Annotated in this window: 16 protein-coding genes; 10 read left to right on the top strand and 6 right to left on the bottom strand. The window is 39.9% G+C overall.

The features are described from left to right. Positions 1 to 5: 5 nt before the first annotated feature. The 5 genes from IGJ46_RS12270 to rpsN form a co-directional block, all read right to left on the bottom strand. On the bottom strand, positions 6 to 1,541 hold the full coding sequence (locus IGJ46_RS12270; RefSeq protein WP_002401146.1) for a zinc ABC transporter substrate-binding protein AdcA: 1,536 nt from the start codon (positions 1,539 to 1,541) through the stop codon (positions 6 to 8). Between the two features lie 20 nt (positions 1,542 to 1,561). Next, positions 1,562 to 1,684 (bottom strand): putative metal homeostasis protein, encoded by a 123-nt coding sequence (locus tag IGJ46_RS12265; RefSeq protein ID WP_002383181.1) that lies wholly within the window; start codon positions 1,682 to 1,684, stop codon positions 1,562 to 1,564. Between the two features lie 34 nt (positions 1,685 to 1,718). Continuing rightward, the gene (locus IGJ46_RS12260) at positions 1,719 to 2,693 is read right to left on the bottom strand and encodes a CobW family GTP-binding protein (RefSeq protein WP_002367488.1); all 975 of its coding nucleotides are present in this window, start codon (positions 2,691 to 2,693) and stop codon (positions 1,719 to 1,721) included. Positions 2,694 to 2,708: 15 nt separating this feature from the next. Then, a complete protein-coding gene (rpmG, locus tag IGJ46_RS12255; protein WP_002354818.1) occupies positions 2,709 to 2,858 on the bottom strand; it encodes a 50S ribosomal protein L33 in 150 nt (49 codons plus the stop codon). Between the two features lie 110 nt (positions 2,859 to 2,968). Further along, complete coding sequence (gene rpsN / locus IGJ46_RS12250; protein ID WP_002354822.1) at positions 2,969 to 3,238, bottom strand: 30S ribosomal protein S14; 270 nt, start codon at positions 3,236 to 3,238, stop codon at positions 2,969 to 2,971. Positions 3,239 to 3,438: 200 nt separating this feature from the next. On the opposite strand from rpsN, the gene IGJ46_RS12245 reads away from it, so the two are divergent. The 8 genes from IGJ46_RS12245 to lrgB all read left to right on the top strand — a co-directional run bounded on the left by IGJ46_RS12245 (position 3,439) and on the right by lrgB (position 10,242). Further along, a complete protein-coding gene (locus tag IGJ46_RS12245; RefSeq protein ID WP_010823297.1) occupies positions 3,439 to 3,837 on the top strand; it encodes an OsmC family protein in 399 nt (132 codons plus the stop codon). A gap of 362 nt (positions 3,838 to 4,199) precedes the next feature. Then, positions 4,200 to 4,922 (top strand): methionine ABC transporter ATP-binding protein, encoded by a 723-nt coding sequence (locus IGJ46_RS12240; protein ID WP_002372719.1) that lies wholly within the window; start codon positions 4,200 to 4,202, stop codon positions 4,920 to 4,922. Further along, the gene (locus tag IGJ46_RS12235) at positions 4,919 to 5,590 is read left to right on the top strand and encodes a methionine ABC transporter permease (RefSeq protein WP_002354825.1); all 672 of its coding nucleotides are present in this window, start codon (positions 4,919 to 4,921) and stop codon (positions 5,588 to 5,590) included. Before IGJ46_RS12240 ends, IGJ46_RS12235 begins: the two co-directional genes overlap by 4 nt. 12 nt (positions 5,591 to 5,602) lie before the next feature. After that, on the top strand, positions 5,603 to 6,421 hold the full coding sequence (locus IGJ46_RS12230; RefSeq protein ID WP_002354826.1) for a MetQ/NlpA family ABC transporter substrate-binding protein: 819 nt from the start codon (positions 5,603 to 5,605) through the stop codon (positions 6,419 to 6,421). Between the two features lie 91 nt (positions 6,422 to 6,512). Further along, a complete protein-coding gene (locus tag IGJ46_RS12225) occupies positions 6,513 to 8,282 on the top strand; it encodes a sensor histidine kinase (RefSeq protein ID WP_002380990.1) in 1,770 nt (589 codons plus the stop codon). Next, positions 8,263 to 8,991 carry a LytR/AlgR family response regulator transcription factor gene (locus IGJ46_RS12220; RefSeq protein WP_002365412.1) on the top strand — a complete coding sequence of 243 codons (729 nt, stop codon included), beginning with the start codon at positions 8,263 to 8,265 and terminating at the stop codon, positions 8,989 to 8,991. The genes IGJ46_RS12225 and IGJ46_RS12220 overlap by 20 nt, the downstream gene beginning before the upstream one ends. Positions 8,992 to 9,142: 151 nt before the next feature. Beyond that, positions 9,143 to 9,562 carry an antiholin-like murein hydrolase modulator LrgA gene (lrgA, locus tag IGJ46_RS12215; protein WP_002354829.1) on the top strand — a complete coding sequence of 140 codons (420 nt, stop codon included), beginning with the start codon at positions 9,143 to 9,145 and terminating at the stop codon, positions 9,560 to 9,562. After that, entirely contained in the window at positions 9,559 to 10,242 is a 684-nt protein-coding gene (gene lrgB, locus IGJ46_RS12210) for an antiholin-like protein LrgB (protein WP_002354830.1), read from the top strand. The genes lrgA and lrgB overlap by 4 nt, the downstream gene beginning before the upstream one ends. Before the next feature lie 213 nt (positions 10,243 to 10,455). Here lrgB and IGJ46_RS12205 read toward each other — a convergent pair whose 3' ends face one another. Next, complete coding sequence (locus tag IGJ46_RS12205) at positions 10,456 to 11,001, bottom strand: cysteine hydrolase family protein (RefSeq protein ID WP_002389413.1); 546 nt, start codon at positions 10,999 to 11,001, stop codon at positions 10,456 to 10,458. Between the two features lie 165 nt (positions 11,002 to 11,166). On the opposite strand from IGJ46_RS12205, the gene IGJ46_RS12200 reads away from it, so the two are divergent. After that, a complete protein-coding gene (locus IGJ46_RS12200) occupies positions 11,167 to 12,180 on the top strand; it encodes an alpha/beta hydrolase (protein WP_218391316.1) in 1,014 nt (337 codons plus the stop codon). A gap of 366 nt (positions 12,181 to 12,546) precedes the next feature. Beyond that, entirely contained in the window at positions 12,547 to 17,406 is a 4,860-nt protein-coding gene (locus IGJ46_RS12195) for a WxL domain-containing protein (RefSeq protein WP_218391314.1), read from the top strand. Positions 17,407 to 17,420: the final 14 nt, after the last annotated feature.

Below are 17,420 nucleotides of genomic sequence, written 5' to 3'. Positions count from 1 at the left end.
AATGCTTAATGCGCAATCATTTCTTGGGCAATTTCTTGTTTGCTTAAGTCGTTTGGATAATACGTTGGCCAGTTGTCCATTTCATTGAACAGACTTTCTTGGCTATCGCCGCCGAAGAAGATGTGGAAATGAGCGGCTTTCGTTGGTGCGATGTTGTGGTCGCTAAATTGGACGTATTTAAACCGCCCAGCATTGGCATCGTCTGTTTCAAAAAGGAAACGGACGCCACGGTTGCCTTTTGCATAGTTTAAAATTTTATAACCGGCTGCTTTATAGGTGAATTTTTGTGGTTTGCCATCGACCAGAAATTCAATGGTGGAATCAGTGATGTTGATATGGTCGACATCGGTTTGATAGCCGGCATCATAGTAGGTTTTGTATTCGGCTGGTGTTTTATCTTTTTTCAGTTTCGCTTTGTAATCGAAGACTTGGTCTAATGTGCCATCTTTTAATAAAGGATAGACGGATTGCCAATTTCCAGCGTAATCTGTCAGTGTTCTCTCAGCCACCTCACTGTCTTTGAAATAGCCGTTAGCCACGGTTTTTTCTGTTTTTTCAGAGGTTTCTGGCTGAACCTCTTTCCCAGCTGTATCTGTTGTTTTTTTCAAAGCAGTTAAGTTTTCTTTCATTACAGAAAGATAATCTTCGCCATTGTCCATTTGTTTTTGTGTCAAACTTTCTAGCGGGTTTAGGACCTCCAATTGAACATTTGCTTCGTCAGCTAACGTTTTAGCAATTTTATCGTTGGCATTTTTTTCAAAATAAATATAGCGAATTTGATTGTCTGTGACATATTTTTTCAACTCTGCCAAACGCCCTGCAGTGGGCTCTTGTTCAGGTGTTAAACCAGCTATTGGCACTTGTTTTAAGCCGTAATCTAAGGCAAGATAACCAAATGCAGCATGTTGGGTAACAAAACTTTTTTGCTTAGCGTCTTTCAAAGCTGTTTGGAACTCTTTGTCTAAGGCTGTTAATTTTGTTAAGTATTTTTCTGCGTTTGTTTCAAATGTTTTGGCTTTTTTAGGGTAAAGTTTGACTAATTGTTCTTTGATGTTTGTAACTTCTTGGATGGCACGATGGGGTGAAACCCAAGTATGCGGGTCTAATTCATGGTGGTGGCCTTCTTCGCCATGTTCGTGGTCATGGTCGTGTCCGTCTTCGTCACTGCCAGGAAGTAAGACCATGTTTTCGGTACCTTTAATGACGTTCGGGGCTCCTTTTTTCCAGCCTTTAGCAGCTTTTGGTACCCAAGATTCCATATTTTCATTGTGATAAACGAAAACATCCGCATCATGGATGGTAGCCATATCTTTGGCGGATGGTTCATAATCGTGTGGTTCAGAACCAGCAGGGATTAACAATTTGACGTCTCCTTCATCGCCTACAATATTTTTAGTGAAATCGTACATAGGATAAAAAGTCGTGACAATGGATAGTTTTTCTTTACCGTCAGCGGTTTTATCAGAGGTGTTTGTTTTGCCGCAAGCCCCGAAAAGGATTAGCGATAATGCGGCTAACAGGGGAAGAGTAAATTTTTTCATAGGTGTGCTCCTTTAGTGAATTACGCAATTTTCTTTTGTTTATTGCGCTTATGTTCTTTAATGATTTTAAGTGCGCGTTTTCGTGTTTTGATGTTGGGACTTTTCAGTCGACGATAAGCGCTAGATAAGTCAGTTTTTTCCATTATATATAGGACCTCCATTTCGTAAAAAATTAATTTACGGAGTAGCTATTTTGTTGAGGGTTTGAAAGGTTTCTTGAATTTTTTTTGTCTCTAATTCTTTGCCAATCAGAACAATTGTCGTTTCTTGAGGGGGTTGATTCGTCATTTGAAAGGCCACTTGCTGGTTGACGCCTTGCATGGCAATGGCCAAGTCATGCTCCTGTAAGGCGAGAATCCCTTTGAAACGGTATAACTTTTCCTGATGCGTATACATTAACCAATCAAGCCAACGAGTGAAAAGAGGTTCGTTGAGGGCTGAGGACGCCGTTAGCGTGAGGGAGTGAAAGGTATGGTGATGATGCTCGTGGGCGTGCTCATGCGGGGAATGAGTCATTTCGTGTTCTGTAAGTGTTGCTGTAAACTTATTTAATTGAAAAAAGTCACTAGCCAAAAGAGGCTCGTTGGCTTGAAAGGATAAAATATCAGCAAAAGGATTAATGGTACGAAGGGTTTCTTGGAACGTTGGTAGCTGAGTGCTGTCTGCTGGTTCCTTGACAGAAAAAAAGAGGCGATCTGCTAAGGCCAGTTGTTTGATGGCTTCGGCTTCTTGAAGCTGTTGTTGCCAATGATGCCCATCAACGACCGTTAAGAGACTGTCTATATAGAAATGATTTTTGATGTGCGGGGTCGTTAAAATTGTTTGAATGATTGGTTGCGGATCAGCAATGCCCGTTGTTTCTAAAATGACTTGGGCAATGGGTTGTTGTTCTTCTTGATACACTTCTAAGATTGCTGATAAAGAGGCAAGAAGATCTCCTCGTAAGCTGCAGCACATGCAACCGTTATTTAATTGAATAATTCGTTCCGTGGTTTGTAAAAGTAATGCGTGGTCAACGCCTGTTTGACCAAATTCATTTTCAATAATAATAATTTCTTCTTTAGGAAACGGTGACTGCGCAAGCGCATGGTTAATTAAGGTTGTTTTTCCTGCGCCTAAAAAGCCAGAAACAATGGTGATTGGAATGCCCATCAAGTTTTCCTCCTGTTATTTGACTTCAGTGAAAAGTGCGCGGCGCCGTAATTTTGGTGAATATTTTTTCAGCTGTAATTTTTCTGGTGTATTTCGTTTGTTTTTACTTGTTAAGTAAAGGCGCTCGCCAGTTTCAGCGCAAGCTAACGTAATGGTTTGGCGCATAGTACCGTCCTCCAATTTGATTTTTTTAATTGCGTATAAAAGATAAAGGGGGCTGCGAGGTCAGCCCAAATGCGACTGTCCTCGCTAGTTGTCTTTATCGAAATAATGAGTTACCAGCTTGCTTTTTTGACGCCAGGAATCAAGCCTTGGTGAGCCAATTCACGGAAACGAATCCGAGACATGCCAAATTTACGCATGTAGCCACGTGGGCGCCCATCTGTTTGATCGCGGAGTTTTAAGCGACTTGGATGAGCATCTTTTGGCAATTTGCTAAGACCTTCATAATCGCCAGCTTCTTTTAAGGCTTGGCGAATAGGCGCATATTTTGCAATCATTGCTTGTTGTTTTTTTGCTTTAGCAATTTTTGATTTTTTAGCCATAAGGCACTTCCTTTCTTTTTGGATTTATAAAATCTAAATCGTAATGGTTACGATTTGAACGGAAGTATATTATCAGGTGTTGCGTTGTTTGTCAAGTGAGAATTTTGTTTTTTTTAGGACTTGCTAAGTTGAGAAGTTAGAAATGTTTGTTTTAGCGCTGTTTTGTAGTATCTTTTAAGAAAGAGTAAAAAGGAGTGAAGATGGCAATGGTAGAACGTTTGACGATTATTCGTGGTGTGGAAAAATTTGAATTACAAACGAAAACAGCGCGCTGGGTGTTAGCAAAAGAAGAGGGATATTCGCCAGTTCAAATGCTCGTTTCGGCAATTGGCGCTTGTGGGGGGTACGTGTATCAATCCGTTTTGGAAAATTCGCACATTCCCTTTGAGTTTGAAAAAATAGAAGTCACGTATTCAAGAGAAGTAGAGAGACGCGCACAACCATTAAAACAGGTAACGATTCTCTTTTATGTGACTGTTCCAGAAGCCTTTCAAGCACGGGCGACACGGTGTTTGAAGCTTGTCTCCCCAAACTGTCCAGTGATTCAATCATTGGCTGAAAGAATTACTGTCGAAGAAACAGTTGTATTTAAAAAGTAAACTATTAGAGACATTATCGTTACGAGCGCTTTTCCCTTTTTGGATGCCTCGTTTCTGAGAATGTCTTTTTTTAGTAGGAGCGTGGGGAAATAGCTGTAGAAACAGGAAATTTTTAATTCATTTGTACAAAATAATACAGACAAAAAACAGATAGTGTTTTTTTCACAAATAAAAAGGTTGCTTTTTTTTCTGTTTTAGTAGATGATGTAAGTAGTTACATCTCTGGTATAACGCTGTTTTTCGAAACGTGTGTTATTTTTTAATTCGTAATAGTTTTTTTAAATCGTTTCACAGAATTACTTTAATTGTTATACAGTTTTTTTAGTTGTTATAGTTTGTTTGTCGGCCTTTAGGAGGTAATCATGATTGAGTTAGTGAATGTGTCGAAAGTCTATCAAGAGACACACGCGTTAAAAAATATTCACTTTTCTGTCCAACCAGGAGAAATCGTTGGGATTGTTGGGAAAAGTGGCTCTGGCAAGTCCACGTTGTTACGTTTGTTGAATTTAATGGAACAACCGAGTGAAGGGGAGATTCGTATTGATGGCAAAAATGTTCAAACCTTCTCTAAAAAAGAAGTTCGCCAGCAGCAACAACAAATGGGGATGGTGTTTCAGCATTACAATTTGTTAGAAAATTTGAAAATTTATGATAATGTTGCGTTGCCTTTGAAACTTTTAAAAGAGAAACAGCCTGAAAAAATTGAGCGTTTATTAACGTTTGTTGATATGGCCCATAAGGCAGAAGCGTATCCTGCTCAGCTTTCTGGTGGGGAAAAACAGCGTGTCTCTATTGCTCGAGCGTTGAGCCGTAATCCAAAATGGTTATTATGTGACGAGGCAACGAGTTCATTAGATGAAGAAAATACAGAAAGTGTCGTTCGACTATTACATAAGACGCATCAGGAATTCCGACCGACTATTTTCTTTGTTAGTCACGAATTAGAAACCGTGAAGCGCTTATGTAATCGTATCTTAGTGATGGAAAAAGGTCAGTTAATTGGCGAATTTCTGAATAATCCTCAGCAATATGAGGAAGAACCGCTTTCCTATTTAGAAAAAGTGGAAAGGAGTTTGCGCCCATGACTTTTTCAGAAACCTTTGCCGAATATTGGCCATCTATGCTGATTGGTTTAAAAGAAACAGGGATTATGATGTCGATTTCGATGGCTATCTGTTTGCTTGTTGGCTTGCCTTTAGGCTTAGGACTATTTTTGGCTAATCCGAAAGTCAAAGGGCATCAACCTTGGCTGTACTGGGTTTTAAATTTCATTGTAACTGTTATTCGCTCGTTTCCTTATTTATTATTTGTGATTGCGTTGATTCCAGTTACTCGTTCTGTTTTAGGAAAGGCGTTTGGCCCAATTCCTTCATCTGTGCCATTGAGTATTGTTGCAATCGCGATTTTTGCTCGCTTGGTTGAACAAGTGCTGTTGGATGTTCCAGAAGAAATTTATTTTTTAGCTAATTCGTTAGGTACCTCGAAAGTCCAATACATTTGGCACTTTTTATTGGTGGAAGCACGTAGCGGATTGGTCCTTGCTTACACAACCACGACAGTGAGTATGGTTTCATATTCCACGGTGATGGGTGTTGTTGGTGGCGGCGGGATTGGCGATTTTGCAGTTCGTGTCGGGTATCAACGGTATGAATACGGTATTATGTATGTTGCCATTGTGATTATGATTGCACTGGTCTTCATTTTACAAATGCTTGGGAACTTCATTGCCCAAAAACTAGACAAAAGAAAGTAGGAGGACAAAAGAATGAAGAAGTTTTATTTAGCAACATTCGCTGTTATTGCAACAGTTATTTTAGCTGCCTGTGGGGGAAATAAACAAGCAGACCAGAAAGAAGACAAGGAGATTACCGTTGCCGTGCAATTGGAATCTTCAAAAGATATCTTGGAGATTGCCAAGAAAGAAGCTGAGAAAAAAGGGTACAAAATTAACATTATGGAAGTGAGCGACAATGTTGCCTACAACGATGCCGTGCAACATGACGAAGCGGATGCTAATTTTGCGCAACATCAACCCTTCATGGAAATGTTTAACAAAGAGAAAAAAGCTGATTTAGTGGCTGTTCAACCGATTTATTATTTTGCTGGTGGTTTCTATTCAAAAGAATACCAAGATGCGAAAGATTTACCTGAAAATGCCAAAGTGGGGATTCCTAGCGATCCAACCAATGAAGGTCGTGCTTTAGCAATTTTAAATGCAAACGGCGTGATTAAATTAAAAGAAGGTGTCGGCTTTAACGGCACGGTGGCAGATGTCGTGGAAAATCCTAAAAACATTACTTTTGAAAGCATTGATTTACTGAATTTAGCTAAAGCCTATGATGAAAAAGACATCGCTATGGTGTTCTGCTACCCAGCCTACTTAGAACCTGCTGGTTTAACAACGAAAGATGCGATTTTGTTAGAAGATGAAGAAGCAAGTAAACATTACGCATTGCAAGTTGTGACACGTAAAGGCGAAAAAGATAGCGAAAAGATCAAGGTTTTAAAAGAAGCGATGACAACAAAAGAAGTTGCTGAATACATCAAGAAAAATTCTAAAGGTGCCAATATTCCTGCGTTTTAATGAATAGAAAAAATGAAGCTTCTTTTTTGAGAAGCTTCATTTTTTTCTTTTCCTTGATTTATAGTATAGTTAATAGGAAGGAGGTGCCGGTGTGGTCGAATTATTTATTTTAATGATGGAACGGGTAGGCTTAATTATTTTACTGGCCTTTCTTTTAGTGAATGTGCCTTATTTTAAGCGTGTTTTATTAAGTCGTGAAAAAATGTCTTCAAAAGTTCAATTGATTTTGATTTTTGGTTTATTTGCTATTATTTCTAATTTTACAGGTATCGAAATCGCTAAGAATCAGATTGTTCCCAATAATTTACTAACCTATTTAAGCAGCAATGCTTCCATTGCGAATACGCGTACGTTAGTAATTGGCGTTTCTGGATTAGTGGGTGGTCCGATTGTCGGCAGTACGGTTGGTTTAATTGCTGGCTTTCATCGGGTTATTCAAGGCGGGGGGCATAGTTTCTTTTATGTGCCTGCTTCTTTAATTGTTGGCTTAATTGCCGGTTTTTTAGGGAGCCGCATGGCAAAGCAAACCGTTTTTCCGTCTGCCGGCTTTTCTGCCATTGTCGGAGCGTGCATGGAAATGATTCAGATGATTTTTATTTTCTTTTTCAGCGGTGATCTATCGGATGGGGCCACGTTGGTTCGTTTTATTGCGCTGCCGATGATTTTGTTAAATAGCGTAGGAACGTTCATTTTTATGTCGATTCTAACGACGACATTGAAACAAGAAGAGCAGGCCAAAGCGGTTCAGACGCACGATGTTTTGGAATTAGCAGCGGAAACACTACCATATTTTCGAGAAGGACTCAATAAAAATTCCAGCAAAAAAGTTGCGGAGATTATTAAGCATTATACAAAAGTCAGTGCGATTAGCATGACAAACAGTCATCAAATTTTAGCTCATGTTGGCGCAGGAAGCGACCATCATATTCCAGAGCTAGAAGTCATCACGGAGCTTTCTCGGGAAGTGTTACGGACGGGCCAAATGACCATCGCACATGCCAAAGAAGAAGTTGGTTGCTCGGACCCTAATTGTCCGTTGCAAGCGGCGATTGTGATTCCATTATTTTCCCATCAGCAAATTGTTGGCACCTTAAAAATGTACTTTACGGATCCAGCGCAATTAACACATGTCGAGGAACAGTTAGCAGAAGGTCTTGGGACAATTTTTTCTTCACAAATTGAATTAGGGGAAGCGGAAGTACAATCAAAATTACTTAAAGAAGCTGAAATTAAATCCTTGCAAGCGCAAGTGAACCCGCATTTCTTCTTTAATGCCATCAATACTATTTCCGCATTAATGCGGAAAGACAGTGAAAAAGCGCGGAAACTATTGCTCCAATTAAGCAAATACTTTCGAGGTAACTTGCAGGGAGCCGTGCAAACTACGATCCCAGTTTCACAAGAACTAGAACAAGTAAAAGCCTATTTGTCATTAGAACAAGCACGGTTTCCGAATCGTTATCAAGTAACATTTGACGTGGAAGAAGCGGTTGCTTCAGAAAAAGTACCGCCGTATGCGATTCAGGTGTTAGTGGAAAATACCATCAAGCATGCATTTGGCAGCCGGAAGGAGAACAATCAAGTTCGGGTAGTGGTCAAAGCAAAACAACACAAATTACATGTGGATGTGTATGACAATGGGCAAGGGATTCCTGAAGAACGCCGCTTGCTATTAGGAAAGACAACAGTGACTTCGGAAAAAGGCACCGGCACGGCACTGGAAAACTTGTCCCGCAGAATGGCGAACCTTTATGGATCAGAAGGTTGTTTTTTAATTGAAAATTTAGAGACAGGCGGGAGCCATGTTCATTTAGAAATCCCGATGGAACAGGAGGAATTAGATGCACGTATTAATCGTTGATGATGAGCCCTTAGCACGAGAAGAATTGAGCTATCTTGTTTCCCAACATCCGCAAGTGACGAGCGTTGCAGAAGCGGATTCTGTGGCGGAGGCAATGGAAGAGATGATGGATCAAAAGCCAGATTTGTTATTTTTAGATATTCATTTGACCGATGAAAGCGGGTTTGATTTAGCGGAAAAATTAACCCATCTTAAAAAAGCGCCCTACTTGGTCTTTGCAACCGCCTATGATCAATATGCGTTAAAGGCCTTTCAAGTGAATGCAAAAGATTATATTTTGAAACCTTTTGAAGAAGAAAAAATAACACAAGTCATTGAAAAAGCATCGAAAGAAATGGGCCAAGCTGTCCCAGAAAACACTGCCGAAAAAGGACCAAAATCTGAAGCAATACCTATTCAAGGGGAAGACCGCATTTATCTTGTGGCGCCAGAAGATATTTACCTCGTTTCTGTCGAAGAACGGCAACTGAGCATTTTTGTAGATCAACAGGTCTACAAGATGACAGGGACCCTCAACAGTATCGAACAGAAATTACCTGCCGCGCTCTTTATTAAAACGCACCGCAGTTTCATCTTGAATCGAACAAAAATTCAAGAAATCCAGCCGTGGTTTAATAACACGTTGCAAGTAATTTTAACCAACGGCTCAAAAGTACCTGTTAGCCGTTCATACGTCAAAGAATTTAAAGAAAAACTTGGCTTAAGTTAAAAAATCACCACTTGAAATGTCGAATGCATTTCAAGTGGTGATTTTTGCATTTGGTGAAGAAATTCTGGCATTTCATGAAAAAAAGCCCTTAAAAAAACGTTTTCTTTATATACTTAACCCATAGAAAACAGACAAAAGGGAGCGAAGAAGAATGGAAAAGAAAGTATATTCATTTTTACAACAAGCAGCAGTTTTTGCCATTATTATGTTAATCGCCAACGGCTTGGCGTTCATTTCCCCAATACCAATGCCTGCTTCAGTAATTGGCATGGTGTTATTGTTCATTGGTTTATGTACAAAAGTTGTTAAATTGGAGCAAGTGGAAGGGCTAGGTAATAGCTTATCAACGGTTATTACATTTTTATTTGTTCCTTCAGGGATTTCCTTAGTTAATTCTTTAGGGATTATGCAACAATTTGGCGTTCAAATTGTTTTTGTTATTTTAGTAGCAACATTAGCATTACTAGCAACGACTGGTTGGACGGGCGCCTTTTTATTGCATATGAAAGATGCTCGAAAAGAAAAAGAACCCGCAGCAACGAAGAAAGCGAAAGGAGAGGTTCGCGCATGAATCCGTATGTTGGCATTATTATTTCATTAGCTGTATTTGGCATAGGTACTTGGTTGTTTAAAAAAAGCAAAGGTTTCTTCTTATTTACGCCATTATTCGTTGCGATGATTTTAGGCGTTGTCGTTTTAAAAGTAACAGGAATTAGTTACGAGCAATACAATGAAGGTGGCAAATATATCAGCTTCTTTCTAGAACCTGCGACAGTAGCGTTTGCGATTCCTTTATATAAAAAGAGAGACGTGTTGAAAAAATATTGGTTAGAAATTTTAACGGCGTTAACAATTGGTTCTTTTGGTTCGTTAGTGGCTGTTTATTTTGCAGGAAAAGTGATTGGCATGGATAATCATTTAGTGGCCTCAATCTTACCACAAGCTGCTACAACAGCGATTGCCGTACCTATTTCTCAAACTGTTGGCGGCATTGCTTCTATTACGGCGTTTACCGTAATCTTCAATGGTGTACTAACCTATGCCTTGGGTCGAATTGCATTGAAATGGTTTAAGATTAACAATCCAATCGCCAAAGGTTTAGCTTTAGGTGCGGCCGGACATGCCCTAGGTGTGGCAGTTGGCATGGAAATGGGTGAAACAGAGGCTGCTATGGCTAGTATTTCTGTCGTAGTGGTTGGCGTAGTTACTGTTTTAGTAGTTCCTTTCTTTGCAACGGTCATTGGTCTATAAAAAAGTGAGGAATCCCACTTTTTTATGAGTAGCTAATTTCTATCAGCTAGCAGTCTCTGCTTATTCTGTGAATGCTAGTTATCACTAATCCGCAGGCTCGGAGTTAAAATGAGTGTAAAAAAGCCAACCTTATCCATAGTAAGGTTGGCTTTTGTGTTGTTTACAGGATTTTTTGAGTATAGATAGGGCGCATGGAAGGATTGACCAGTCTTTTTATAGAATGGTTGCTCCTAAAGTTTGTTTAAAGTGGCGTAACGCCCATTCGTGTCCTTGTTCATCAAAACTAGCAACGGCGCGTTCAGGAATCATTAATTGATAGCCTAAATTATAGGCATCAACAGCCGTATGCAACACGCAAATATCTGTACAAACACCAGTTAAACAAAGCTCTGTAATTCCTCGTTCTCGTAACCGAATGTCCAAATCCGTGCCACTAAAAGCAGAATAGTGCCGTTTGTCCATCCAATAAACGGTTGCCTCATTTTTGTGAGCTTGATAAAAATCAGCTAGCGAGCCAAACAGATTACGCCCGTCAGTTCCTAAGACATTGTGGGGCGGGAAAAGTTTATTTTCAGGATGATAGCGATCTAGGGGGTCATGCCCATCAATGGCAAAAACCACAAAATCGCCATTGTCAAAATAGTGCTTTGTTTGTTGAACAAGGGCCGTTTCAATAGCTTGTCCAGCGGCACCAGTGGTTAGTTTTCCGTCTGTGGCGACAAAATCATTTGTATAATCAATGGAAATCAGAGCTTTCATTTGGCAACCTCCTAAAGGTTAAAGTCATTTTGTTCATTTTACAGCTTTTAAGAGGGCATTTCAAATGATAAAAGTACATCAAATTCTAAAAAAGCTGTTTCAAAATAAACGCTTTGGCTAAAAAACATGCTATAATTTTGCTACAAATTAAAGCAGGTGAATAGAGTGAAAAGAAAAATCGTACGTTTTATCCTTTGGTTGTTAGGGATCCTTGTGGTTATTTGCTTAGGCGTGTTTCTCGCCTTTCAATTATCCCCTAAGCCAGGCGCTTGGGTCATCAACCAGTTATTCGCAGGCGAAGTTGAAATAAAAGATTCAGCTCCCTATGATAAAGCATTACCCAATGTTCAATTGCAAGAAAATCAAACATACCCTTCTTCAAGAAAAAAGAATACCTTTGATTTGTATTATCCCCAAACGTCAAAACAAGCGGTACCAGTCGTTTTATGGGTCCATGGTGGTGGCTATGTGGGAGGAGATAAGTCTGGGATGAAAGAGTTTGCGACACGTTTAGTGGCTGATTCCTCAGTTGCCTTTATTTCAATGAATTATGAATTAGCACCAGATGCACCTTATCCAAGCCAGCTCCAGCAGGTCGATGAACTTGTTCAATTTTTATTAGAAAAGAAACAAGCGTATCCCATGTTAGATTTATCTAAGCTTTTTATTGGCGGGGACAGTGCGGGTGCACAGATTGCTCTACAATATGCAACAGTTCAAACCAATGCCAACTATGCCAAAGAACTAGGGATGACTGCAGCGTTGCCGGCTAGCCATTTAAAAGGCACACTCTCGTATTGTGGTCCGGTGGATTTGAAACAAATGGCCAACCAACAAAGTGATAATCGTTTTATGAAATTTTTCGTTAAAACAGTGGCTTGGTCCTTGCTCGGCACTAAAGACTGGCAGACGAGTGCAGAACTGCAAGAAGTGAGTTTAGTGGATAAAGTCACCAAAGAATTTCCCCCGACGTATCTAACAGATGGCAATAGCTTTTCATTCCAAGAGCAAGGACTAGCCTTGGTTCAGCGGTTAAAAACTTTAAATGTTCCAGTTTCAGCTCTCTTTTTCAAAGATAAGAAAGCAACGATCACCCATGAATATCAATTCGACTATCAAACAAAAGAAGCTAAACAATGTTACCAAGAAACAGTCCAGTTTGTGAATACGTATAAATAAACAGAGGCCTTAGAAATATTTCTAAGGCCTCTGTTTATTTATTTTTGTCATTTTTTCAGCTGGGAAATATGTATAAATTAAACAAAAATGTTTATTTAATGATGTTTACATGAGAAAAAATCCGTGCTATACTACGAACTCGTTTGTTAATTTTAATGTTAAAAACAACGTTTTTGTTATTTTTGTGAACAAATTAACATTTTTATCTTACAAAAACAGCAAAAAATTCGTTTAGTTAACAAAAAGAAAATTAAAAAATAAATTTTTTTTTTGAAATTAAGAAAATATCTTTAAAAAAATCAGAAGAAAACTTCGTATACTTGAGCCATAGGTTGGTTGTGGAAAGTTTACTTCGAGGGAGGAGTGATGAAGTTAATGAAAAAGAAAATCGCTGTTTTATTGGCAACTTGTTTACTTGTACAACCATTTTTATCTGTTTCAGCGTGGGCGATTGAAGGGGAGCAACAAACAGAACGTACGCAGACACAGCCAAAAACAGCAGAAACCAGTACAAGTGAAGCAACAAAAGAAAGCAGCGCACATTCTACAGAACAGTCATCAATGACGGAATCTAGTGCTATCACAGAAAAAGTAACCACCTCTTCCACAGAAACAAAACCAAGCGAAGAGCAGAAGCAAATCACGTTGACCTTTGAAACAACGGATCAAGCTTTGTTTCTAAATGATGCCAAAAGTTATCAAGTGGTAAAAGAAAAAAATCAGCCACTTCGGACAGAAGAATTACCAAAATGGGCGAATAGTGAGGAAAATGCGACTTTCGTTGGCTGGTCTTATCAAGGCAAAACATATACAAATGAAGAACTTCTTCAATTAGAGTTTTCAGAAGATACACAACTTACGGCTGTCTTTAAACAGAAACTGACACGCATGGCCAGAGCTGTTTCAGTTGATCAGTCCATTGCGGACACAATTGCCCCTGCGGATAAAACAAAAGTGATTGTTGTGCCAAGTCCTGCAGGAGATGGAGCAGCGTACAAAGAATATGCATCGACAGAGGCTGGCTTGAAAGAAGCCTTGTTTGATTTGTATCAACAGGGGAACAATGGCGATTTCACTCTTTATATAGGAAACAATATTACGACGAGTGCGGCGACCACCGCTAAAGTGATTCCTGACACCGTTACGGCAAGTAATATGACCTTTTACGCCTTGCAAGGCAAGGTCAATCATTTAGTGATTACTGGAAACAGCGCGGATCCGATTAGTATGGATCAAACGGCGCCAACGGGTTCTAAGACGTTAGGATTTAATCAAAATATCTATTTTGGCTCAAACATCACTTTGAGAAATCTAAACTATACAGGTACGAATATGTATTTAAATGGTTACAGTTTGAACTTGAATGGCGGCTCTAGTGGAAACGGTCTGACCGTATACGGTGGAACGGATACAGGAGATGTTTCAGGAAACCCAACTTTAACAGTAAATAGTACAGGTACAGGCACATGGAATTTCTATGGCGGAAACCAAAATGGTGGTAATTTAGCTGGAAATCCTACGATTGTTATTAACAATACACGGAGCGGACTAAATACATTAAGTGGGGGCGCCAATATTGGGACAGTGACTGGGAATACTTCATTGGTTGTCAATGATTCTGGTGGCAGAATTGCTTCAATTTATGGGGGCGGTTATGGGACCAACGCAACCAACACAGCGAATGTTACTGGTAACGTCTCAACAAAGGTTGCGATTACGAATGCTGCTACAGGTTTCCAATTAAGTACGTATTATGGCGGTGTTCAATACGGAAATATTGGTGGAAAAGTAACAAACGATATTTCTGGATATGGCCGTTGGTATACAGCGGGTCAACGTTTTATTGGTGGCTCTTCCCGTGGCGATATAGGAACGAATCGTACGACTGATGGAATTACTACAAATTTAAATACACAGTTGTATAGTGCGGGTCGTGCAGATTTTGAAGGAGGCAACCAATATTCTGGAACGATCATCGGAGATATTACGAATGTGGTTACAGCAGGAACGAATTCCGCTGGTGGTATTAATGATTTTAACGGCGGTGCTGGTAACAATGTTTCGAAATTTAACAAGAGTCAAATTGGGGCCTCAAATGAAGCAACGTATGATGCTTATACACCACAGCAAAGAGCAGAATTAGCCAAATCAGCAGCAGCTTTTAAAGTTTTTGGAAATATTTCTTCTAAATTAGTCAGCGGTTCGTTTAATAATGGTGCAATTTACTCAACTGCAGCTGGCCGCGGCGGCTATATTGAAGGAAATACAACAATTGAAGTGGGAACAGCGAATGGTGATGGGTCCTTAGGTGGCGATGGTATGGCTTATTCAGGCGCAAAACCGACAAGCTTAGATTATTCAACGACCAATAAAAGTCGTGGTAATAATTCAGGTTGGGATATTGTTGGTGGCGGCGGCTATCCTGCTAGTAATGATACTTGGGATATCTATATAAAAGGAGATACTAAGACTGTTTTAAATAATACCATTGCTCGCTGGACATATGGTGGCTCTTTTTCAGGTGTCGTTGAAGGCAATACTTCTAACACATTGAATGGCGGGATTGCTGACACATTAGAAGGAACAGGCTATCAAGCAGCTCGAGTTTATGGAAACGGTCAAACAATCGTTAATAATGGTCAAGTCGATTGGTTTCTTTCAGGCGGTGGCTGGAATGATGCCAAAAATGTTGGGAATGTCGGTGTAACGGTTTATGAAGGAGTAATTAATGCTTCGATGGGTGCTTCTTATGGAGCAAGCGGTGGCCATACAATTACTGGTAATTCAGACAATCGCATCTACGGAGGAAATTTCTCAGGAACTCCTCGGACAGGCGCGAACGGTTTTTCAGGTGGGATTACCAATGCGGGCTCACTTCTTGGAAATGCCAAACTCTTAATTGATTTAAGAAATTACAACGGAGAGTTTAAGTTGCCTGGTAATACCTACATTACTGGTGGTCGGCCCTATGGTCAAAATACGACACTAGGAACGGATGAATCAAACACAATTACTTTAAATATTTTCACTAAAACAGGTGTGGAATCTCTAAATGGGGCCAGCATTTACGGTGATGGTGGAACCAATGCTGCGTATACCAAGAACGGCAAGATTACAATGAATATTCAAGCAGCGGGTTCTAGTATTGGAAATTTATATGCGACACAGTATTCCAATATCAGTGGCGGAAAAATCTTACGTGATGTTACCGCAAATGTTCAAGGTGCAGTTAGTATTAACGGTTTATCCGGTGGTTCATCAACAGATAATTTCACTAATGCAATTGTGAATGCTAGTTCAAATAAAGTGGCCTTTAACTTTGGGACTAACGTTGACGGCACCAATAACTATCAAACAGAACCACTGAATGCGACAGGCTTAGGCGTTGTCAACTTTACGGAATTGAATGTCACCAATGGCATTAAATTAATGGCTAATGGTGGGAACATCAAAAATGGCGTTTCTGCTACTGCCGCGAATCATAGTACGACTTACAATGAATTCGGATCAATTCATCTATCTAAAAACGCTGGAATTGGGATCACTAACACAGCCAATTTAATTTCAGCTAGCAAACTAACGGTTCAGGATCATGCAACATTAGAAACAATTCCTGGTACAGGTAAAGTAAACATTGCGGATTTTGAAGCTGTCGATCCAACAAAAGATGAACTTTTATGGATTAAACCAACGACAGATACAACTGCTTTGGTGGATAGCACAGGGACTTGGTTTGGAAATGTCAAAGCCTATCAGGTCTTGACGATTAATCCAACGGTCAATAATGCTACAAAACTTACGCCAACAACGTTTCATGGGATTGAAAAAGCGACTGGAAAAACATTTATTGGCGATAACGATGTGACCAAGGGCGCCAATGGCTATGGAATAGCAATTCCTGGCTCTATCATCGATTATGAAGTGGAAACGCCTGGAATTGTGGCAGGTGCAGGTACTATTTCTCATGATGTAAAAGAGGTCAAAGCCGGCAATGCGCCATTAACCTTACAAGCGTGGGGCACCGAAGTAGCTGGACAAAAAGTTCAAAAAGGACGTTTGATGATTCCGACCTCAAGTGCTTTAACACCAACCCTAAGCTTCCTTCCTGACGAAGTAACAGGTTCTTGGTTGCACCAAGGAACGGTTAAGTCTAGTGAAGTTGGGAGCGCGATAGAGCAAATTCCAGAGCAAAAAGATACCACCCCGCTTTCATGGAAAGCGACGAATATGAACTACAGTTATCAGGTGAAAGTTCAATTTTCAAATAAAGTGGAACTTTCGGGGCAATCGGTGATTGTCACAGAAGATGAGGCAGCGCAACTAACGACTGTTGATAAAGTAATAGAAATGCTCGGTGCAAAAGGTCGGCCGTTTTTCAAGACCTCATTAAAAGAGACGGATTTACCACAAATTCAAGCACCGTTAGCAGAAAAAACTGTATCGCGGACACATGATATTCAATTAGAAGCAGGGACGTCAGGAGATAATTTGCAAAACAAAACGGTTCATTTAGTTGTTGTGAAAAATGAAAGTGTCCTTGCCAAAGATCGTTCGTTTGCCTTGTATGCGACAAGTGCGCATTTGAAATTAAAAGAAGCAAATGGCTTAACGAATTCAGACGAGTTGGCACAATGGACACAAGCAACGGTGATTTTCGCAGATGGTCGGGCCAATCAAACACCAAGTCTTGATGCCGCAACCTTCCAAGCCATTCAGCAAGCGAAACCAGAAGAATTAGCCAAAACAGTGCCAGCCAATTATCAATTTACAGAAGCTGGTGAAACGTTAAATAAAAAAATCAATGTGTCTATTTCAGGTGAATTAACGTTAGAAAAAGTACCTAAAACAATTGATTTTGGCAAACAAAAAATTTCTGCCAAGCCAGAAGTTTACTGGCCAACTCTTTCAGATGATTTAGTCGTTCAAGACACACGCGGGACAGAAAGTACGCCTTGGAAACTGAATGTTCAGGTAACGAATCCCTTAACGAACGGCACAGATCAATTGGAAGATTTGTCATTGGTTACAGACAAAGGAGAATTTTTACTCAATAAAGGAGATACGGTTGTTACAGAAAATGAAGGCTCAGGTTCAGGTAGTTATACAATTAACCAAGGTTGGGGTGCGGCAAACCAACGGGGACTTAAACTATCTGTGCCAGTCGAAAAACAAAAAGTCGGTGAATTTAAAGGGACATTGTCATGGTCATTAGTCATGGCACCATAACAAGGAGGAGAGAA

Source organism: Enterococcus sp. AZ120 (genome assembly GCF_050546165.1).
Classification (GTDB): domain Bacteria; phylum Bacillota; class Bacilli; order Lactobacillales; family Enterococcaceae; genus Enterococcus; species Enterococcus faecalis.
The sequence above is the reverse complement of the archived record's forward strand: the minus strand, read 5'-3'. Positions and strand labels throughout refer to the sequence as shown.